This is a genomic window from Ramlibacter sp. P4_H7 (assembly GCF_056400765.1).
In genome coordinates this window covers 36,893-56,301 of record NZ_JBFUKP010000019.1, presented here as the reverse complement: position 1 = coordinate 56,301, position 19,409 = coordinate 36,893, and the positions used below count along the sequence as shown (strand labels likewise).

General features: G+C 67.2%; 18 protein-coding genes. 11 read left to right on the top strand and 7 right to left on the bottom strand.

Features of this window, described 5'->3' with window-relative positions:
* Positions 1–142: 142 nt before the first annotated feature.
* Positions 143–895 carry a hypothetical protein gene (locus tag AC1DSA_RS21125; RefSeq protein WP_477892866.1) on the bottom strand — a complete coding sequence of 251 codons (753 nt, stop codon included), beginning with the start codon at positions 893–895 and terminating at the stop codon, positions 143–145.
* Between AC1DSA_RS21125 and AC1DSA_RS21120 the strand changes: the two genes are divergently transcribed.
* From AC1DSA_RS21120 to AC1DSA_RS21110, 3 genes are all read left to right on the top strand, one after another.
* Positions 894–2,372, top strand: coding sequence for a glycosyltransferase family 4 protein (locus tag AC1DSA_RS21120; protein ID WP_477892865.1), 1,479 nt, complete (start codon positions 894–896; stop codon positions 2,370–2,372). The two genes, AC1DSA_RS21125 and AC1DSA_RS21120, sit on opposite strands and share 2 nt — an antisense overlap.
* 56 nt (positions 2,373–2,428) lie before the next feature.
* Positions 2,429–3,922: a VPLPA-CTERM-specific exosortase XrtD gene (gene xrtD / locus AC1DSA_RS21115; RefSeq protein ID WP_477892863.1), complete on the top strand. Its 1,494-nt coding sequence runs from the start codon at positions 2,429–2,431 to the stop codon at positions 3,920–3,922.
* A 142-nt stretch (positions 3,923–4,064) separates the two neighbouring features.
* On the top strand, positions 4,065–4,547 hold the full coding sequence (locus AC1DSA_RS21110) for a Spy/CpxP family protein refolding chaperone (RefSeq protein WP_477892861.1): 483 nt from the start codon (positions 4,065–4,067) through the stop codon (positions 4,545–4,547).
* 25 nt (positions 4,548–4,572) lie between these two features.
* Here AC1DSA_RS21110 and AC1DSA_RS21105 read toward each other — a convergent pair whose 3' ends face one another.
* Positions 4,573–4,962, bottom strand: coding sequence for a hypothetical protein (locus AC1DSA_RS21105; RefSeq protein ID WP_477892859.1), 390 nt, complete (start codon positions 4,960–4,962; stop codon positions 4,573–4,575).
* A gap of 152 nt (positions 4,963–5,114) precedes the next feature.
* On the opposite strand from AC1DSA_RS21105, the gene fumC reads away from it, so the two are divergent.
* From fumC to AC1DSA_RS21075, 6 genes are all read left to right on the top strand, one after another.
* A complete protein-coding gene (gene fumC, locus AC1DSA_RS21100) occupies positions 5,115–6,494 on the top strand; it encodes a class II fumarate hydratase (RefSeq protein WP_477892857.1) in 1,380 nt (459 codons plus the stop codon).
* Positions 6,495–6,631: 137 nt separating this feature from the next.
* Positions 6,632–7,675: an ABC transporter substrate-binding protein gene (locus tag AC1DSA_RS21095; protein WP_477892855.1), complete on the top strand. Its 1,044-nt coding sequence runs from the start codon at positions 6,632–6,634 to the stop codon at positions 7,673–7,675.
* Between the two features lie 40 nt (positions 7,676–7,715).
* On the top strand, positions 7,716–9,431 hold the full coding sequence (locus AC1DSA_RS21090; RefSeq protein ID WP_477892853.1) for an ABC transporter permease: 1,716 nt from the start codon (positions 7,716–7,718) through the stop codon (positions 9,429–9,431).
* Positions 9,432–9,446: 15 nt separating this feature from the next.
* A complete protein-coding gene (locus AC1DSA_RS21085) occupies positions 9,447–10,511 on the top strand; it encodes an ABC transporter ATP-binding protein (RefSeq protein WP_477892851.1) in 1,065 nt (354 codons plus the stop codon).
* Between the two features lie 61 nt (positions 10,512–10,572).
* Positions 10,573–11,994, top strand: coding sequence for an MmgE/PrpD family protein (locus AC1DSA_RS21080; RefSeq protein WP_477892849.1), 1,422 nt, complete (start codon positions 10,573–10,575; stop codon positions 11,992–11,994).
* The gene (locus AC1DSA_RS21075; protein ID WP_477892847.1) at positions 11,981–13,012 is read left to right on the top strand and encodes a PdxA family dehydrogenase; all 1,032 of its coding nucleotides are present in this window, start codon (positions 11,981–11,983) and stop codon (positions 13,010–13,012) included. Before AC1DSA_RS21080 ends, AC1DSA_RS21075 begins: the two co-directional genes overlap by 14 nt.
* An 18-nt stretch (positions 13,013–13,030) precedes the next feature.
* Here AC1DSA_RS21075 and AC1DSA_RS21070 read toward each other — a convergent pair whose 3' ends face one another.
* Positions 13,031–13,696 carry a GntR family transcriptional regulator gene (locus AC1DSA_RS21070; RefSeq protein WP_477892845.1) on the bottom strand — a complete coding sequence of 222 codons (666 nt, stop codon included), beginning with the start codon at positions 13,694–13,696 and terminating at the stop codon, positions 13,031–13,033.
* Between the two features lie 103 nt (positions 13,697–13,799).
* Positions 13,800–14,417 (bottom strand): YqhA family protein, encoded by a 618-nt coding sequence (locus AC1DSA_RS21065; protein WP_477892843.1) that lies wholly within the window; start codon positions 14,415–14,417, stop codon positions 13,800–13,802.
* Between the two features lie 142 nt (positions 14,418–14,559).
* On the opposite strand from AC1DSA_RS21065, the gene acs reads away from it, so the two are divergent.
* Entirely contained in the window at positions 14,560–16,545 is a 1,986-nt protein-coding gene (gene acs, locus AC1DSA_RS21060; RefSeq protein ID WP_477892841.1) for an acetate--CoA ligase, read from the top strand.
* Here acs and AC1DSA_RS21055 read toward each other — a convergent pair.
* Both AC1DSA_RS21055 and AC1DSA_RS21050 read right to left on the bottom strand, forming a co-directional pair.
* Positions 16,524–16,811, bottom strand: coding sequence for a hypothetical protein (locus tag AC1DSA_RS21055; protein WP_477892839.1), 288 nt, complete (start codon positions 16,809–16,811; stop codon positions 16,524–16,526). The genes acs and AC1DSA_RS21055 overlap by 22 nt on opposite strands.
* Before the next feature lie 77 nt (positions 16,812–16,888).
* Positions 16,889–17,194, bottom strand: coding sequence for a c-type cytochrome (locus tag AC1DSA_RS21050; protein ID WP_477892837.1), 306 nt, complete (start codon positions 17,192–17,194; stop codon positions 16,889–16,891).
* Between the two features lie 96 nt (positions 17,195–17,290).
* On the opposite strand from AC1DSA_RS21050, the gene AC1DSA_RS21045 reads away from it, so the two are divergent.
* Positions 17,291–17,539: a TIGR04438 family Trp-rich protein gene (locus AC1DSA_RS21045; protein WP_477892835.1), complete on the top strand. Its 249-nt coding sequence runs from the start codon at positions 17,291–17,293 to the stop codon at positions 17,537–17,539.
* A 102-nt stretch (positions 17,540–17,641) separates the two neighbouring features.
* Here the strand turns inward: AC1DSA_RS21045 and ilvD are convergent, their stop codons facing one another.
* On the bottom strand, positions 17,642–19,339 hold the full coding sequence (ilvD, locus tag AC1DSA_RS21040; protein ID WP_477892833.1) for a dihydroxy-acid dehydratase: 1,698 nt from the start codon (positions 19,337–19,339) through the stop codon (positions 17,642–17,644).
* Between the last annotated feature and the right edge of the window lie 70 nt (positions 19,340–19,409).

Genomic DNA, 19,409 nt, shown 5'->3' with positions numbered 1-19,409 from the left:
ATGGACTCGATCAGGTCGGCTTGCTGGATGGGGGTGGTCATGGCATGCGGGGGGAGGGCGGACGACAGCCCTCAATTATCCCGCACCGGCTGAGCAAGCCCTTACAAGGGCAGGGACGTCCGGCGAACCAGGCCGCGGCTTTTCAGATCCAGATCGACGGAACCAGCCGGTTGAGGACCTGGCGGACGATGATCTTGGGATGGGTGCCCCGGCTGTACTCGGAATTGTTCCAACCCCGTACACCGTTGAGGAGGGGGGTGTGGACGAACCTTCGAGCGACCGTGATCGATGGCGCGGCCTTGTCGATGTGCCGCCGGAACAGGATCTCGTTCGCATAGGGCCCGGGCTCCAGGTCGCGCCGAATGGATTCGCACACCCCCTGCAGCACCTCGTCGTAGGCGCGCCGGTTGAACGAAAAGCCGAAGAGTTCACACAGGCTGTACGGGTAGTTGCGGCAGTGGACATACAGGTCCACGGGGGGACGGGTGCGCACCAGCAACGGCATGTTCGTCAGGACGTAGCGCCCGGTGCACTTCCAGATCACGTCGGCCGGCGCCGCCTGCGAGAGCGTGCTTGCGTTCGCCATGGCGAAATCGAGCAGCTTCATTTCTCCATAGCCCCGGCCGTACTCCGCCGGGTAGTCCAGTCCGTAGCAGGAGACGAACTCCACGCGGTCGGCCTTGCCGGCCGCCGCGACCGCACGGCGCAACGGCTCCAGGTCGGAAGCACTGTTCTCCGCGAAGACGATCTTGTCGAAGACCGGGCCGACCAGCCCGGCGTAGAACTCCATGGCCCGCACGTAGTCCCCCATTCGCTCGGCCGGATCGGTGCGCGCCAGTTCGGGGACGTTGGGCGGCGGCGTGACGGTCGCCGTGAGAAGCAGGTACTTGGCCATGGTCCCGCAATTTACCGGCTCAGGCGGGGCTTCCCGTTGGTTCTTTGGTGCCCGGATCTGGGGTGTCTCGGCCAGGGGGTCGGTGCGAGGCCTTTTTTCACGGTGGTTCACCTGGACAGCTGGTTCCTTCGACCCATTGTGCGGCCGGCGCTTTACCGGCAGCATGGCGCCACCCGTTGACCAGGAAAACGGGACGGGGGATTGTTTGCCCATGCCGCGGCCCAGCGTGCTGATCGTTGCAGAACACGCTTCATTTCGCTTTGGCGGCGAAGCCGCCTTGCCCTTGCACTATTTCCGCGTGCTCACCAGGCGCAACTTGCCGGTGCGGCTGATCACGCACAGCCGCGTGCGCGACGAACTGCGGCAGACCTTTCCGGACGAACAGCATCTCATCACCTACATCGAGGACGGCCCGGTCCAGATCTGGATGTACCGCCTGGGAAAGCACCTGCCGGATCGCATTTCCTATTTCACGGCCGGTTTCGTGTCCCGCGTGTACACCCAGTTCCAGGCCTTGCAGGTGGCCCGAAGGCTCGTCAAGAGCGAGGGTGTGACGGTGGTGCACCAGCCCATGCCTGTTTCCCCGCGCGAACCGACCCTGCTGCGCAAGCTGGGCGTTCCCGTCGTCATCGGGCCCATGAACGGCAACATCGATTTCCCCCTGGGCTTCCGCCGCCAGCAACACCGCTTCGTGCACATGGCCGTAGGTCTTGCCCGGTCGGTTGCCCAGGCCGTCACCAAGTTCCTGTTGCCGGGCAAACTGGAGGCGGCCGCCTTGATCGTCGCCAACGCACGCACCCGCAGTGCGCTGCCCAGCAGCTACCACGGCCGCGTCTTCACCATCCCGGAAAACGGGGTCGACCTGCAACTGTGGAAGCCCCAGGGCGAAGTGGCGCGGACGGATGCGGTGTGCCGGTGCGTGTTCGTCGGACGGCTCGTGGACTGGAAAGCCGTGGACCTGCTCGTCTCCGCGTTCCTGGCCGTTGCGGACCGCCAGTTGCTGGCGCTGAACATCGTCGGGGACGGGCCGCAGCGCGAGAAGCTGGTTGCAATGGCCCAGGAGGCCGGCGCGCTGGCCAGCGTCGAAGGCGAGCCGGGCCGCATCTTCTTCTCCGGCTGGCGCACGCAAGGCGAATGCGCCGAGATCCTGCGCCGCAGCGACGTCTTCGTCCTGCCGAGCCTGATGGAATGCGGTGGCGCGGTGGTGCTGGAAGCCATGGCCGTCGGCCTGCCCGTCATCGCCACCGACTGGGGCGGGCCGGCCGACTACCTGGATGCAGAATGCGGCATCCTCGTCCAGCCGGACGATGCGGCCCAATTCAAGCGGGACCTGGGCACTGCGATGATGCGGCTGGCCACGAGTCCGGCCCTGCGGGCCAGGATGGGAGCGCGGGGGCGGGAAAAGGTCGCCGCGCAATTCGATTGGGAGAGAAAGGCCGAGCAAATGCTTTTGATTTACCAACAGGTCGCCCAATGAGAACGGCCGTCGCATCCGCCAGGAATTTTTTCCAGCCCTCCATCCTTCCCGGGGCCGTGCTGCTGGTTGTCGGGGTCGCCCTGCTGCTGCTGCATCGCGAGGCGCTGTTCGAGTGGTACACCCGGACCGGGGAAGACCGCTATTCCCACGCGCCGATCGTGCTGCTGGTCGCGGCCTACCTGTTCTGGGTCAATGCGCCGACCCGCACCGGCGGCGACCGGACCTCCTGGTACGGCGTCCTGCTCACTTTCGTCGGGGGCATGGCCCTGGTCGTGGGAGAACTGAGCGCGCTCTGGATGATCGTCCAGTACGGCCTCGTGCTGACGCTCATGGGCATGGCGTGGGCGTACTACGGAAAAGAGTTCCGTTCGGTCTATTTCCCGTTCCTGCTCGCCTTCACGGCCATCCCCTTGCCCTACATGGTGGACGTGGTCATCACCGGAAAGATGCAACTGCTGTCTTCCGGCCTGGGCGTGGACATGCTGCGGATGCTGAACGTGTCCGTGCACCAGCAGGGCAACCTCATCGACCTCGGCGCCTACAAGCTGCACGTGGCGGAGGCCTGCAGCGGGCTGAACTACATGTTCCCGCTGTTCGCCATCGGCCTGATCGTGGCCAGCTTCTACAAGGGCCCGTTGCTGGTTCGTGCGCTGCTGGTGCTGTCGACCGTCCCGATCACGATCCTGATGAACAGTGCGCGCATCGCCGTCGTCGGATTGCTCGTGAATGCCCAGGGAAGCAAGGCAGCCGAGGGGTTCAGCCACTACTTCGAGGGCTGGATCGTCTTCATGCTGTGCCTGCTGTTCCTGACCGGCGAAGTCGCACTGGCGAACAGGTTCCTGCCGGCCCGCTCGCGGCTGACGTTCCACGTCCCGCCCTGGAAGCGGCAGCGTTCCACCGAGGCTGCCCCTGCCAGGCCGCTGCTGTCCCATCCCGTCATCGCGGCGGTGGTTCTCGCCATCGGGCTGTCGCTGCTCACCAGCCGGATCGGCGTGCGGGAAGAGATCATCCCTGCGCGCAAGACCTTCTATGAATTCCCGCTTTCGGTCGAGGGCTGGGAGGGTTCGAGCTATCCGTTCACGAACGGGGAACAAGCCATCCTGGGCCTGACGGACTACGTGCTGGCCGACTTCGCGCGCAAGTCCGATCGCGCCGGCCTCTACATCGGCTACGTGCAATCGCAGCGCAAGGGGTTCGTTCCGCATTCGCCCAAGGCCTGCATCCCGGGGGGAGGCTGGGAGATCAGCGACGCAGGCGCGCATACGTTCCAGACGAACCAGGGTTCCTTCAAGGCGACCAAGCTGATCATTTCGAATGCCGAAGAGCGGCAACTCGTGTACTACTGGTTCCGCCAGCGCGGGCGGGACCTGCCTGGCGAGTACTCGCTGAAGTGGTACCTGCTGCTCGACTCGATCCAGAGGGACAGGACCGACGGTGCCCTGGTCCGCGTGATCGTGCCGGTGCGGACCAACATGGCCGAGGCCGAAGCCGTCGCGGAGCGCTTCGTGAAGGACATCTACGGTGTCCTCCCGGCGTTCATTCCCGACTGAGTCCTGAATCGCGAGCCTGCAAGTTGCCGGCGCGGGTATCGGCGCGCCTGCGGTGGTCGCTGGACCTGCTGATGCAGGTCAAATCATCGCGCACCCGGAGGACTAAGGTGTTCCTGCGTCATACGTGAACGAAGGAGCTGCCATGAAACACAAGTGGATCGCGATCGCATTGGCCGCCTCCGCGCTTTTTGCCGGCGTGGCGAGCGCGCAGCCGGCCTATGGGCCCGGCATGATGGGCGGCTATGGCCAGGGGATGATGGGCGGGTATGGGGCCGGCGGCTATGGCGGCGGCCACGGACCCGGAATGATGGGGGGCTACGGTCCGGGCATGGGTGGCGGGATGATGGGTCCCGGCGGAATCGACGTGCCCGACCTCACCGCCGACCAGCGCAGCAAGATCAAGCTGGCGCAGCAGGACTTCTGGAAGAAGCAGTGGCCGCTGATGCAGCAGATGCACTCGACGATGTGGGACGACGGCGCGGCCGGGTTCGACGAGCAGGCGGCGCGCAAGAACTACGAGGCCGCCTCGGCGCTGCACAAGCAGATGTTCGAGAACGGCCTGGAGATGCGCAAGCGCGTCGATGCCGTGCTCACCCCCAAGCAGAAAGAGCAGTTGCGGCGCTAGGCGGGCGCACGCGCCGGTGCGGCGATCAGCGGCAGTAGTAGATGCGCACCGTCGGCTCGCGCGTGGCGGCTGCATTGATCGCGAAGGCATCGATGCACCCAGTGCGGGCGTCGAGTCCGTAGACCACCACGAAGCCCGGGGGGGTGCCGCCTCCCGGGATGTTCATCGTCAGCTGCGGCTTGCCCGAACTCGCCACGAGGTCGCTGAGGGGTCGGTTCTGCCACTGGCGGTTCATGTCCAGTTCGCGCTGGTAGCGCGCGGCGACTCCCTGCCTCGCATCCGGCCCCTCGCTGCGCACGGCGCCCTCGAGATCGGCACAGCCCGCTGCCGCGAGGGTCAGCGCCAGGGCCGCGGCATGGCGCAGCGCGCGCGAGGCGTGATGGGCCGCTTGCGGGCCGGGGAGCCGGTCGTTCACTGTTGTCATGGTTCTTTGCCCAATTGGAGCACCGGCTGTCGCAAACGACAACTTTGGTTGCGATCGGTGAGCCCGGCAGTGCGCCATTGTTGGCGGCTGTCAGCATTCCAGAGTCGCCGCACAGGGACAGTCAAAGCTGCTAGGGTGGCCGCATGGCCACGCGCATCGAACACGACACCTTCGGTCCCATCCAGGTCCCTGCCGAGCGGCTGTGGGGGGCCCAGACGCAGCGTTCGCTGCAGAACTTCGACATCTCCGGCGAGCGGCAGCCGAAGGAGATCATCCGCGCGCTGGCGCAGATCAAGCGCTCCTCGGCCGTGGTCAATCACCTGCTGGGGCTGCTGGACCAGCAGAAGGCGGCCGCCATCGTGGCCGCCGCGGACGAGGTGCTGCAGGGCCTGCATGACGACCAGTTTCCCCTCGTCGTCTGGCAAACGGGTTCGGGCACGCAGACGAACATGAACGTCAACGAGGTGCTGGCCAACCGCGCCAGCGAGTTGCTCGGCGGGCAGCGCGGCGAGGGCCGCAAGGTCCATCCCAACGACGACGTGAACAAGAGCCAGTCGTCCAACGACGTCTATCCCACGGCGATGCACCTGGCCGCGGTGGAGGCGATCAAGGGCCGGTTGCTGCCGTCCCTGGCGCGGCTGAAGGACACGCTGGCCGGGAAGTCTGCCGCCTTCGCCGACATCGTGAAGATCGGGCGCACCCACCTGCAGGATGCGACCCCGCTCACCCTGGGGCAGGAGTTCTCCGGCTACGTCGCGCAACTGGAGCAGTGCGACCGGCACCTGCACGCGGCGCTGCCGCACCTGTGCGAGCTGGCGCTGGGCGGCACCGCCGTCGGCACGGGGCTCAATGCGCCCAAGGGCTACGCGGAGAAGGTGGCCGAGGAACTGGCGCGGCTCACCGCGCTGCCCCTGGTCAGCGCGAACAACAAGTTCGAGGTGATGGCTGCGGCAGACGCGCTGGTGCACGCGCACGGCGCGCTCAAGACATTGGCCGCCAGCATGATGAAGATCGCCAACGACATCCGCTGGCTCGCCAGCGGCCCGCGCAGCGGCATCGGCGAGCTGTCGATCCCGGAGAACGAGCCGGGTTCGTCGATCATGCCGGGCAAGGTGAATCCCACGCAGAGCGAAGCCGTGACCATGCTGTGCTGCCAGGTGTTCGGCAACGACGTCGCCATCAACTTCGGCGGCGCCTCCGGCAACTTCGAGCTCAACGTGTTCCGGCCCCTGATCGCGCACAACTTTCTGCAGAGCGTGCGCCTGCTGGCGGACGGCATGCGCAGCTTCGACGACCACTGCGCCGCCGGCATCGAGCCGAACCGCGAGCGCATCCGCGAGCTCGTCGATCGTTCGCTGATGCTGGTCACCGCGCTCAATCCGCACATCGGCTACGACAAGGCGGCGGCGATTGCGAAGAAGGCGCACAAGGAAGGCACCAGCCTGCGCGAGGCCGCGATCGCCTCCGGCCACCTCACGGGCGAGCAGTTCGACCAATGGGTTCGGCCGGAGCGGATGGTCTAGCGCTTCGCCGGTCGCGGCGCCGCGCTAGACCTTTCCCATCAGTGTCGACGTTATGGTCTGAACTGTTGACACTTTGAAAACGCGTCTCCAATAATGGCCCGCAGCGGTTCGCCGGGGCCGCGTCAAGGAGACCAGCAATGTCAGCGAAGCCCGCCGTCGCCGTCCTGGCGATCGTGGCCGCACTCGCATCGGGTGTGGTTCATTCCCAAGCTCCCGCGCCCTACGAGGCCACGCCGCAGCTGATCGCCGCCGCGCAGAAGGAAGGCAAGGTCGTCTGGTACTCGGCCACCGACGTGCAGGTCGCCGAGAAGCTGGCCCGCGCCTTCGAGGCCAAGTACCCGGGCATGAAGGTGCAGGTGGAACGTTCGGGCGCCGAGCGCATCTTCCAGCGCATCAACCAGGAATACGGCAGCAAGATCTACAGCGCCGACGTCGTGGAGACGTCCGACGCCGTGCACTTCATCCACTTCAAGAAGCAGGGCTGGCTGCAGCCGGCCGTGCCGGGCGACGTGGCGAAGTTCTGGCCCAAGGACGACAAGGACGCCGACGGCCAGTTCGCGGCCTACCGCGCCCATCTCTCGGTGATCGCCTACAACACCAAGCTCGTGCCCAAGGAGCAGGCGCCCAAGTCGCACGCCGACCTGCTCGATCCCAAGTGGAGCGGCAAGATCGTGAAGGCCCACCCCGGCTACAGCGGCACGATCATGACCGGCACGCAGGCGCTCAGCCAGTCCAGCCTGGGCTGGAAGTACTTCGAGCAACTGGGCAAGCAGAAGGTGATGCAGGTGCAGTCGTCCACCGAGCCGCCGAAGAAGCTGGCCGCGGGCGAGCGCTCGGTGATGGCCGACGGCAACGAGTACAACGTGTTCCTGCTGCGCGAAAGCGGCGTGCCCATCGAGCCGGTCTACGCCACCGAAGGGACGCCGCTCGTGGTCGGCAACGCGGCGATCCTGAAGAACGCGCCCAACCCCAACGCGGCGAAGCTGTTCTACCAGTTCATGTTCACGCGCGAGGCGCAGCAGCTCAATAGCGACGTCGGCGGCCTGCGGTCCTTCCACCCCGAGGTGAAGGAGAAGGCCGGGCGCGTGCCGCTGTCGCAGATCAAGCTGCTGACTTCCGACCCGTCCAAGCTGGACGCCGAGGCGATCAAGAAGAAGTACGAAGAGTATTTCGGGACCTGAGATGCGGCCCCATCCCCGACGCGCTGTCGGCGCCTGAGCAATGCCGATTGCCCTGCCGGACGCACCGGTTTCGCTGGCCAAGCCGCACTTCCGCATCGACCTGCTCCGGCCCGTGTTCTACGCACTGGCCGCGGTGCTGGCCGTGCTGGTCGTGCTGCCGCTGGCCTGGCTCGCGTACTACGCGCTCGTCGACAAGGAGGGCCAGCCCACGCTGGCCAACTTCGCGGCGCTGGTCAGCGACGCGACCCTACGGCGGCCCTTCCTCATCGCGATCGGCATGGCGCTCGGCGTCGGGGCGTTGTCGTGCGCGATCGCCACCCCGCTCGCCTGGCTGGTGGCGCGCACGAACATGCCCGGACGCTGGCTGGTGCGCGCATTGGTCACCGCTTCGTTCGTGACGCCGCCGTTCCTGGGTGCCATCGCCTGGGAGATCCTCGCGGCCCCCAACAGCGGCCTCATCAACGTGTTCTGGCGGCAGGCGACGGGCGCGCAGCAGTTCGACGTGCTGGTCAACATCTACAGCTTCGGCGGCCTGGTGTTCGCGATCGCGTGCTACACGTTTCCCTACGTCTTCACGCTGGTGGCCAACGGCCTCGACCGGGTGCCGGCCGACCTGGAGGATGCGTCGTCCATCCTCGGTGCCCGCGCTTGGACGACGCTGCGGCGCGTCACGCTGCCGCTGGTGCTGCCGGCGATGCTGGCCGGCTCGCTGATCGCCATCCTGCAGGCGCTGACGATGTTCGGTTCGCCCGCCATCCTGGCGCTGCCCGCCGGCTTCCACGTCATCACCACCAAGATCTGGAGCCTGTTCCAGTACCCGCCGAAGCCGGGCCTCGCGGCGGCGACGGCGCTGCCGCTGCTGCTGATCACCGTGCTGCTGCTGCAGGGCAAGGCGTGGATCCTGGGCCGCAAGGGCTTCACCGTGCTGGGAGGCAAGAGCGGCGCCCCGCGCATCACCCAGTTGGGTGCGTGGATGCCGGTGGCCCTGCTGTTCGCCTTCCTCGTGCTGTCGCTCACCGTGCTGCTGCCCTACGCGGCGCTGGTGAAGGCGGCGCTCACGAAGAACGGCGTCGAGGGGCTGACGCTGCACAACTTCCATTTCGTGTTCTTCGAGTTCTCGGCCACGCGGCTGGCGATGTGGAACACCTTCCTGCTCGGCTTCTCGACCGCCACGCTGGGCACGGGACTGGCCCTGCTGGCCGCGTACTTCGTGGCGCGCGCGCCGGTGCGGGGCGCCGCGGCACTCGGTTGGCTGGCCACCGCACCGGTGGCGATCCCGGGCATCGTGCTCGGGGTGGGGCTCTTCCTCACCTACTCGCACCCGCAGCTGATGCTGTACGGCACGCTGTGGATCCTGCTGATCGCCTTCCTCACGATCGAGATGCCCGCCGGCTACCAGCAGCTGTCCGCCGCCTTCCACGGCATTCACCCCGAGCTGGAAGAGGCCAGCCGCATCCTGGGCGCTTCGCGGCTGAAGACGCTGCGCCTGATCACCGCGCCGCTGCTGCGCTCCAGCGTCATCGCCACCTGGTGCTTCGTGTTCATCGGCACCATCCGCGAGCTGTCCGCGACGATCCTGCTGACCACGGCCAACACCAAGCTGGTCTCCGTGATCATCTACGACCTCAACGAAAGCGGTGACATGGGTGCGATCTCGGTGCTCGGCATCATGCTACTGGTCGTCTCCTTCGCGGTGGTGATCGTCGCCAATCGCCTGCCACTGCTGGGTGGACCGCGGCTGCCGGCGCTGCGCTGAAAAGAAAGTCGACGCATGGGATTCCTCGAACTCCAGGGCCTCACCAAACGCTACGGCACGGCGCCGGTGGTGAAGGAGCTTTCCCTCTCGGTCGACAAGGGCCAGCTGGTCTGCCTGCTCGGTCCTTCGGGCTGCGGCAAGACGACCACGCTGCGCCTGATCGCCGGGTTCCTCGAGCCCGACGCCGGCGAGATCCGCGTGGGCGGCCGCCGCGTCTCCGCCCCCGGAGACAGCGAGCCGCCCGAGCGCCGCAACATGTCGATGATCTTCCAGAGCTACGCGCTGTGGCCGCACATGACGGTGTTCGAGAACGTCGCCTACGGCCTCAGGTTGCGCGGACTGCCGAGGGCCGACGTGCAGCAGCGCGCGGACACGATCCTCGCCGCGACCAAGCTGTCGCAGCTCGCCCAGCGCTATCCCGGCGAGCTCTCCGGCGGCCAGCAGCAACGCGTGTCGCTGGCCCGCGCACTCGTCGTGGAACCCGAGACGCTGCTGCTGGACGAGCCGCTGTCCAACCTGGACGCCAACCTGCGCGAGGAGATGCGGTTCGAGATCCGGCGGCTGCACGACAAGTTCCGCTACACCACCGTCTACGTGACGCACGACCAGGCGGAGGCCATGACCACTGCCGACCTGATCGTGGTGATGAACCAGGGCGTCATCGAGCAGGCCGGCACGCCCGAGGAAATCTACCAGCGGCCGCGCACCGAGTTCGTGGCCCGCTTCATAGGCGGCACCAACATCTTCCGCGGCCGCGGGGACGGAGGATCCGGCGTCGCGGCCGGCAACGGGCTGTTCCTGCGCTGCGGCTCCGGGGAGTTCGCGCGCGAGGGCGACACCGCCGTCTCCGTGCGCCACCACGACGTCCGGCTCGCGGCGACGCGGCCGGACGGCGAGACCAACAGCGTGCAGGGAACGGTCGCGCGCCAGATCTACCTGGGCTCGCACCGCGACTACCTGGTGACCCTGCCCGACGGCGAGACGGTGCGTGCGGTCGCACCATCCACCGTGAGCATCCCGCCCGGCGAAAGCGTCTGGCTGCACCTGCCGCCGGAGCACTGCCGGGCGCTGGCGCAGTAGTTCCCGCGACGCCGGTCCTTGTCCGATCGATCCGCAACACCCCACCAACGAGGAGCACCGAGTGAGCATCACCCCACCCCAGGCGGCGGAGCACCTGACGCGCTACGTGTCCGATTTCATCTGCAGCACGCGGCTGGAGGACCTGCCGCAGGACGTCGTCGCCCTCGGCAAGAAATCCATCCTCGACGGCCTGGGCCTGGCCTTGTCGGGCGGCGCCAGCCACTGCGGCGCGCTGGTGCGCCGGCACCTCGCCGAGCTCCACCTCGGCGCGGGTCCGGCCACGGTGATCGGCACCCGGCTGAAGGTGGCGCCGCGCTTCGCCGCTTTCGCCAACGGCGTCGGCATCCATGCCGACGACTACGACGACACGCAGCTGGCCGTGGCCACCGACCGCGTCTACGGCTTGCTGACGCATCCCACGGCGCCGGCGCTGCCGGCGGCGCTGGCGGTGGCGGAGGCCACCGGCGCCAGCGGCGCGCAGGCCATGCTGGCCTACCACCTGGGGGTGGAAGTGGAGTGCAAGATCTCCGAGGCCATCAACCCGCGCCACTACCAGACCGGCTTCCACTCCACCGCCACTTGCGGCACCTTCGCCGCGGCAGCGGCGGCATCGAAGCTGATGGGGCTCGATGCGGAAGCGACTTCGCGCGCGCTTTCCATCGCGGGCAGCCAGTCCGCCGGCCTGCGCGAGAACTTCGGCACCATGACCAAGCCCTTCCACGCCGGCCGCTCTTCCGAGAGTGGCGTGGCCGCGGCGCAGTTCGCCGGCTACGGCTGGACCGCCACCGACCGGATCCTGGAGGCACCGCGCGGCTTCTTCAGCGCGGCGGGCGGTGGCTACGACCCGAACGCGATCGCGGGCCGGCTCGGCAAGCCCTGGACCTTCGCCGAGCCCGGCGTGTCGATCAAGCCGCATCCGTCCGGCTCGCTGACGCACCCGGGCATGACCGAGATGGCGCGCCTGATCCGCGAACACGGCATCCAGGCGAAGGACGTCGTGCGGGTCCGCGTGGGCACCAACCACAACATGCCCAATGCGCTGATCCACCACCGCCCGACCAACGAACTGCAGGCCAAGTTCTCCATGGAGTTCTGCATGGCGATCCTGCTGCTGGAGGGGCGCGCTGGCCTCAACGAGTTCACCGACTCGGTGGTGCTGCGGCCGGACGTGCGGGCGATGATCGAGAAGATCGACTTCGTGGTGGACCAGGACGCCGAGGCGGCGGGGTACCACAAGATGACCACGCTGATCGACATCGAACTGGCCGGTGGCCGCAAGATTTCGGGCCGCGCCGACTTCGGCAAGGGGAGCCCGGCGATGCCCATGAGCTACGACGAGGTGGCGGGCAAGTTCCGCGAGAACGCCGAGTTCGCCGACTTTCCCTCGCGGCAAGCGGAGGAGGTGATCGCGATGGTGCGCACGCTCGAGTCGCTGCCTTCGATCCGGACCCTCACGGCGGCGCTGGTGCATGACCGCGCCTGACGCCCGGCCCCTGCTGGGCCTGATGCTGGGCGACATGACCGGCATCGGCCCGGAGATCAGCGCCAGGCTGTTGGCGAGCGGCAAGCTGAAGGACGTGGCCCGCATCGCCGTGATCGGCGATGCGCGCGTGTTCGAACTCGGTTGCCGCGATGCCCGCGTCGAACCGGCGTGGCGTCGCTACGCCAGCGTGGCCGCCATCGCCTGGGAACGCGACGAGGTGCCGGTGGTCGACCTCGGCAACATCGATCCCGCGAAGATCACGCGCCGCGAGATCTCGCCGGCATCGGGCCAGCTCACGGGCGAGACGCTGCACCACATGACGCAGCTGGCGCGCGAAGGGCAGATCGAAGGCATCAGCTTCGCGCCGCTGAACAAGGCGGCGCTGCACCGCGGCGGCTGGAAGTACCACGACGAGCACCAGATGTTCGCGGCCTGGAATGCGCACGAGGGGTTCTTCGGCGAGATGAACGTCATCGAGCAGTTCGCGACCTTCCGCGTCACCTCGCACGTGGCGCTGCGGCAGGCGCTCGAGCTGGTCACGCCGCAGCGCATCGCCAACGCCGTGCGCCTGGCGGACCGCAGCCTGCGCGAAGCGGGGCACGCCAGGCCGCGCATCGGCGTGGCGGCGCTCAATCCGCATTGCGGCGAAGGCGGCCTGTTCGGCGACGAGGAGATCCGCATCATCGCGCCGGCGGTGCGGCAGCTGGCGGAAGAGGGCATCGCGGTGAGCGGGCCGGTGTCGTCGGACGCGATTTTCCTGAAGGCGCTCAAGGGCGAGTACGACGGCGTCGTGATGATGTACCACGACCAGGGCCAGATTGCGACCAAGCTGCTGGGCTTCAACAAGGGCGTCACGGTCACGGCCGGACTGTCCACGGTTTACACCACGCCGGCCCACGGCACGGCTTTCGACATCACCGGTGCAGGCCAGGCGGACACCGGCGCGCTGGAGGCGGCGCTGCGGATCGCCGCCCGCATGGCCCTCACGCGTCGAAGCGACACACGCCCCGCGCCGTGACCGGGGATCTCCTGAAGGCTACTTCTCGTCGGCCAGCGCCAGCAGCCGCTGGCGCCCCGCCTGGATGTGCTCCTCGGCGGATTGCTTGGCCCTGGCCGCCTGGCCCCGGGAGATCGCTTCGTACAGCCGGCGGTGCTCCACGTTCGAGCGGCGCATGTTGCCCGGCGCATTGAAGTTCTGCCGCCGGTACAGGTGCAGCTCCTTCACGTAGCTGTCGTACAGCTGGTGCGCGCGCCGGCTGTTGGACAGCGTCAGCACCAGCTCGTGGAACTGCACGTTCAGCTCGTAGTACAGGCCGCTGTCGCCCGCCTGCGCGGCGCTGTCCATGCCTTCGAGCAGGGATTCGAACTGCTGCCGGTGGGCGTCGGTGACGTGCTCGCAGGCCCGCGCCGCGGCAAAACCGAACACCAGGGCGCGCAGGTCGTAGATTTCCAGCATTTCCTGGATCGACACCTTGCGCACGAAGACGCCGCGGTTCACCACCGGCGTCACCAGCCCGGTTCCGGTGAGGATGCGGATCGCCTCGCGGATGGGCCCCCGGCTGGTGCCCATGCGCACCGCCAGGGCCGCCTCGTTCAGCCGGTCGCCGGCCTTGAACTCGCCCGCATAGATCGCCTGCTTCAGCTGTTCGGCGATGCTGCGCGAGAGGCCTTCGGCGGTGGTGAGGGGGGGCAGGGCGCTCATGCGGACAGGCCGCCCCGGAGCGGGCGACAATGTCTGCAATTATAGAGAGGCTGTCGACGCTGCCTGTGCAATCGTCGACACTTCCGGCGCTTCCGCCGGCGCGCTACAGCTCTTCGGTGTTGGGGTGCTGCGGTGGCGACATCAGGCGGTCGGTGTACGCGATCGCCATGGCGGAGAACAGGAAGGTGATGTGGATGACCGTCTGGGCGATCAGCACGCGGTCGGAATAGTTGTCCGCGTTGATGAAGGTCTTGAGCAGGTGAATCGACGAGATGCCGATGATGGCCGTCGCCAGCTTGACCTTCAGCACCGACGCATTCACGTGGCTCAGCCACTCGGGCTGGTCGCGATGGCCCTCCAGGTTCATGCGGCTCACGAAGGTCTCGTAGCCGCCCACGGTGACCATGATCAGGAGGTTGGAGATCATCACCACGTCGATCAGCGCCAGCACCACCAGCATGATGATGGTCTCGTTCAGCGAGGTGATCTGGGTGCTCGACTTGTAGCCGATGCTGGAGATCAGCTGCTGCAGCGCGGCCTGGCTTCCGGCCGTGGCCTCCACGAGGTGCAGCAACTCCACCAGGAAGTGCACCACGTACACCGCCTGCGCCGCGATCAGGCCGAGGTACAGCGGCAGCTGCAGCCACCGGCTGGCGAAGATCAGGTTGGGAAGCGGCCTCAGCGGCGAAGAAGGGCTGATGTTGGGAATTTCTTTGCGCATGCAGGGTTGGGACGACTACGGGTCCGCGCGATTGTAGGTTCCGCTCGCGGGGGGTTAGATTCGTAAGGCCCGCGCCAGTCAGTGGCTTGTAAGTGCGAAAACTGACATTACGCCGAAATTCCCACTTTCCGGAGACAGCAGCATGAGTGCCATCGAATCGGTCCTGGTCGAGAACCGCGTCTTTCCCCCCAGCGATGCCACCGTCAAGGCCGCCCGCATTTCGGGCATGGCCGCCTACGAGGCCCTGTGCAAGGAGGCCGAAACCAATTTTGACGGCTTCTGGTCGCGCCTCGCTCGCGGGAACGTCCAGTGGACCAAGCCCTTCACCAAGGTGCTGAACGAGTCCGAGGCGCCGTTCTACAAGTGGTTCGAGGACGGCGAGCTCAATGCCAGCGCCAACTGCCTCGACAAGCACGTCGGCACGCCGGTGGAAAACAAGGTCGCCATCGTCTTCGAGTCCGATGACGGCAAGGTCTCGCAGGTGACCTACAAGGAACTGCTGGGCCGGGTGAGCCAGTTCGCCAACGCGCTGAAGGCCCGGGGCATCCAGAAGGGCGACCGCGTCATCGTCTACATGCCGATGGGCGTGGAAGGCGTGGTCGCGATGCAGGCCTGCGCGCGCATCGGCGCGACGCACAGCGTGGTGTTCGGCGGCTTCTCCGCCAAGTCCATCCACGAGCGGATCATCGACGCCGGCGCGGTGGCCGTCGTCACGGCCAACTACCAGATGCGCGGCGGCAAGGAACTGGGCCTGAAGTCCATCGTCGACGAGGCGCTGGCCATGGGCGGCTGCGACAGCGTGAAGACCGTGCTGGTCTACCAGCGCACGCCCACGGCCTGCAACATGGTCGCCGGCCGCGACCTCACGTTCGACGAAGCGATGAAGGGCCAGGCCACCGTGTGCAAGCCGGAGCCCGTGGGCGCCGAGCACCCGCTGTTCATCCTCTACACCTCCGGCTCCACCGGCAAGCCCAAGGGCGTGCAGCACTCCACCGGCGGCTACCTGCTGTGGGCCAAGCTCACGATGGACTGGACCTTCGACGTCCAGCCCAAGGACGTCTTCTGGTGCACGGCCGACATCGGCTGGATCACGGGCCACACCTACGTCGCCTACGGCCCGCTCGCCGCGGGCGCCACGCAGGTGATCTTCGAAGGCATCCCGACCTTCCCGCACGCGGGCCGCTTCTGGCAGATGATCGAGAAGCACAAGGTCACGCTGTTCTACACGGCGCCCACGGCGATCCGCTCGCTCATCAAGGCGGCCGAGACCGACGAGAAGGTGCACCCGAAGAACTGGGACCTGAGCTCGCTGCGCATCCTCGGCACCGTGGGCGAACCGATCAACCCCGAAGCATGGATGTGGTACCACCGCCATGTGGGCGGCGAACGCTGCCCGATCGTGGACACCTTCTGGCAGACCGAGACCGGCGGCCACGTGATCACGCCGCTGCCCGGCGCGACGCCCACGGTGCCGGGTTCGTGCACGCTGCCGCTGCCGGGCATCATGGCGGCCATCGTCGACGAGGCCGGCCACGACATCCCCAACGGCTCCGGCGGCATGCTGGTGATCAAGCGTCCCTGGCCGTCCATGATCCGCACGATCTGGAACGACCCCGAGCGCTTCAAGAAGAGCTACTTCCCCGAGGAGATGGGCGGCAAGCTGTACCTGGCCGGCGATGGCGCCGTGCGCGACGCGAAGACCGGCTACTTCCGCATCACCGGTCGCATCGATGACGTGCTGAACGTCTCGGGCCACCGGCTGGGCACGATGGAGATCGAATCCGCGCTGGTGTCCAAGACCGACCTGGTGGCGGAAGCCGCCGTGGTGGGCCGTCCCGACGACCTCACCGGCGAGGCGGTCTGCGCCTTCGTCGTGCTGAAGCGTCCGCGCCCGACGGGCGAGGAGGCGAAAAAGATCGCCAACGAATTGCGCAACTGGGTGGCCAAGGAGATCGGTCCGATTGCCAAGCCCAAGGACATCCGCTTCGGCGAGAACCTGCCCAAGACGCGTTCCGGCAAGATCATGCGCCGCCTGCTGCGCTCGATCGCCAAGGGCGAGGCCATCACCCAGGACATCACCACCCTGGAAAATCCCGCCATCCTCGATCAGTTGTCGGAGACGCACTGAGCGAGGCCGCCCTTCGGGGCGGATTCGCGAGGAACCGGCGTCAAGCCGCCGCCCGCAAGGCGCGGCGCTTGCGCCGGGCGCGGATGTTCATCACTTCCACCACGATAGATAGAGAACGCCATCGCGGCATAGCGATCGCGCATGTTCTCCGGCAGCCGGCCGACCAGGATGGAGAGGAAGACGATGTTGTCCACGCCCAGGACGATTTCCAGGGCGGTGAGCATGAAGAACGCGATCCAGATGCCGGGGTCGGTGAGCCGGTCCATGGTGCCGCCAGCCTGGCGCAACGGCCATGAAAAAAGGCCTGCTCGCGCAGGCCTTCGTTCGGCGGAAATGGGTTCGCTTATTTCTGGGTCAGCACCCAGGCGGCCAGCTTCTTGGCCTCGGCCTCGTTCACCTGGGCGTTGGCCGGCATCGGCACGGGACCCCAGACTCCGGAGCCGCCCTTGAGGATCTTGGCGGCCAGCTTGTCCACGGCGTCCTTCTGGCCCGCGTACTTGGCGGCGACGTCCTTGTAGGCGGGGCCGACCAGCTTCTTGTCGACCGCATGGCAGGCCATGCAGTTCTTGGCCGTGGCCAGCGCCTGGTCTGCCAGCGCCGGCGCGGAAATGGCGGCCAGGGCAGCCAGTGCGAACAGGGCACGTTTCATGGTCATGATCCTCGTTGAGTTACAGTCGTTCAACGGCATTGTACGGTTGGGCGTTGACCCCGCTTGGCAGTCCGGTTTGAAACGTTGGAGGGACACATGTATCTGCTCGGCCTGGGCATCATCCTGCTGCTCATGAAGTACCTCGAGATCGGCCCGGTGGCGGCCTGGACCTGGTGGGCGGTGCTGACTCCCTTCGGCCTGGCGGCAGTCTGGTGGTGGTGGGCCGACTGGTCCGGCTACACGAAGCGCAAGGCCGTGGAACGCGAAGATGCGCGCAAGAAGGCGCGCATCGACAAGAGCCGCGAGCAACTGGGCCTGGGTCCCAAGAAGTCCGGCCGCCGCTAGGTAAAGTTTGGTGAAGTCCCGAGGGGCGGCACGTGCTTGCGCTTGAGCGGCGCGAGCGCCGGCCCCCCGATCACGACGAACCGTGGCGGCGCCGTCGCTTGCTTAGTAGAGGTCCAGCACCGCGCCCTTGCTGGCGCTCGACGCGTTGAACGCGAACTTGGCCTGCACGCCGCGCGTGTAGCGCGGCTGCGGCGCCGTCCACGCGGCGCGGCGCTTGTCGATCTCGGCGTCCGGCACGTTCAGCTGCAGCTGCAGCTTGTGCGCGTCGATGGTGATCGAATCGCCTTCCTTCACGAAGGCGATGGTGCCGCCCGCCGCCGCTTCCGGCGCCACGTGGCCCACCACCATGCCCCAGGTGCCGCCGGAGAAGCGGCCGTCGGTGATCAGGCCCACACTCTCGCCGAGTCCCGCCCCGATCAGCGCGCCGGTCGGCGCGAGCATCTCGGGCATGCCGGGGCCGCCCTTGGGGCCCAGGTAGCGCAGCACCATCACGTCGCCGGCCACGATCTTGCCGTCCAGGATGGCCTGCAGCGCCGACTGCTCGTCGTCGAACACGCGCGCCGGGCCGGTGATCACCGGGTTCTTCAGGCCCGTGATCTTCGCAACCGCGCCTTCCGGCGACAGGTTGCCCTTGAGGATGGCGAGGTGGCCTTCCTTGTACATGGGCTTGTCGATCGGGCGGATCACGTCCTGGTCCGCGCGCGGCTGGTCCGGGATGTCCTTGAGCGTTTCCGCGATCGTCTGCCCCGTGATGGTCAGGCAGTCGCCGTGCAGCAGCCCGGCCTTCAGCAGCACCTTCATCACCTGCGGGATGCCGCCGGCCTCGTGCAGGTCCACCGCGAGGTACTTGCCGGAAGGCTTGAGGTCGCAAAGCACCGGTGTGCGCTTGCGGATGCGCTCGAAGTCGTCGATGGTCCACTCCACGCCGGCCGCATGCGCGATCGCCAGGAAGTGCAGCACCGCGTTGGTGGAGCCGCCCGTGGCCATGATGACGGCCACGGCGTTTTCCAGCGCCTTCTTCGTCACGATGTCGCGCGGCTTGAGGTCCTTGCGGATTGCTTCCATCAGCACCTTGGCCGATTCCTTCGCCGAGTTCTGCTTCTCGTCGTGCGGGTTGGCCATCGTCGAGGAGTAGGGCAGGGACATGCCCAACGCCTCGAAGGCGGAGGACATGGTGTTGGCGGTGTACATGCCGCCGCAGGAGCCGGTGCCGGGGATGGCGTGCTGCTCGATGTCCTTCAGTTCCTGGTCGCTGATCTTGCCGGCGGCGTTCTGGCCCACGGCCTCGAACACGCTGACGATGTTCAGGTCCTGGCCCTTCCACTTGCCCGGCAGGATGGTGCCGCCGTAGACGTAGATCGCCGGCACGTTGGCGCGCAGGATGCCCATCATGCCGCCCGGCATGTTCTTGTCGCAGCCGCCCACGACCACCACGCCGTCCATCCACTGGCCCTGCACGCAGGTTTCGATGCAGTCGGCGATCACCTCGCGGCTGACCAGCGAGTACTTCATGCCCTCGGTGCCCATGGCCATGCCGTCGGAGATGGTGGGCGTGCCGAAGATCTGCGGATTGCCGCCGGCCTCCTCGATGCCGCGCACGGCCGCGTCGGCCAGCTTCTGCAGCCCGCTGTTGCACGGCGTGATGGTGCTGTGGCCGTTGGCCACGCCCACCATCGGCTTGCCGAAGTCGGTCTCCTTGTAGCCCATGCCGTAGTACATGGAACGGTTGGGGGCGCGCGACTTGCCTTCGGTGATGGCGGCGCTGCGCAGCGGATGGATGGGGATGCTCTTCTTGTCCATGGGAGGCCTCGGGTCCGGGGAAGGGCCGCAGTATGCGCCGCGCCAGTGATTCTTTCCAATCCGTATTCCA

Excerpts from the sequence above, each read along its gene's own strand:
- ilvD (WP_477892833.1), bottom strand. The coding sequence starts at position 19,339 with ATGGACAAGAAGAGCATCCCCATCCATCCGCTGCGCAGCGCCGCCATC.
- AC1DSA_RS21110 (WP_477892861.1), top strand. The coding sequence starts at position 4,065 with ATGAAACACAAGTGGATCGCGATCGCATTGGCCGCCTCCGCGCTTTTT.
- AC1DSA_RS21085 (WP_477892851.1), top strand. The coding sequence starts at position 9,447 with ATGGGATTCCTCGAACTCCAGGGCCTCACCAAACGCTACGGCACGGCG.
- AC1DSA_RS21070 (WP_477892845.1), bottom strand. The coding sequence starts at position 13,696 with ATGAGCGCCCTGCCCCCCCTCACCACCGCCGAAGGCCTCTCGCGCAGC.
- acs (WP_477892841.1), top strand. The coding sequence starts at position 14,560 with ATGAGTGCCATCGAATCGGTCCTGGTCGAGAACCGCGTCTTTCCCCCC.
- AC1DSA_RS21095 (WP_477892855.1), top strand. The coding sequence starts at position 6,632 with ATGTCAGCGAAGCCCGCCGTCGCCGTCCTGGCGATCGTGGCCGCACTC.
- AC1DSA_RS21055 (WP_477892839.1), bottom strand. The coding sequence starts at position 16,811 with ATGGACCGGCTCACCGACCCCGGCATCTGGATCGCGTTCTTCATGCTC.
- AC1DSA_RS21050 (WP_477892837.1), bottom strand. The coding sequence starts at position 17,194 with ATGAAACGTGCCCTGTTCGCACTGGCTGCCCTGGCCGCCATTTCCGCG.
- AC1DSA_RS21090 (WP_477892853.1), top strand. The coding sequence starts at position 7,716 with ATGCCGATTGCCCTGCCGGACGCACCGGTTTCGCTGGCCAAGCCGCAC.
- AC1DSA_RS21120 (WP_477892865.1), top strand. The coding sequence starts at position 894 with ATGGTCCCGCAATTTACCGGCTCAGGCGGGGCTTCCCGTTGGTTCTTT.
- AC1DSA_RS21125 (WP_477892866.1), bottom strand. The coding sequence starts at position 895 with ATGGCCAAGTACCTGCTTCTCACGGCGACCGTCACGCCGCCGCCCAAC.
- fumC (WP_477892857.1), top strand. The coding sequence starts at position 5,115 with ATGGCCACGCGCATCGAACACGACACCTTCGGTCCCATCCAGGTCCCT.
- AC1DSA_RS21065 (WP_477892843.1), bottom strand. The coding sequence starts at position 14,417 with ATGCGCAAAGAAATTCCCAACATCAGCCCTTCTTCGCCGCTGAGGCCG.
- AC1DSA_RS21075 (WP_477892847.1), top strand. The coding sequence starts at position 11,981 with ATGACCGCGCCTGACGCCCGGCCCCTGCTGGGCCTGATGCTGGGCGAC.
- AC1DSA_RS21045 (WP_477892835.1), top strand. The coding sequence starts at position 17,291 with ATGTATCTGCTCGGCCTGGGCATCATCCTGCTGCTCATGAAGTACCTC.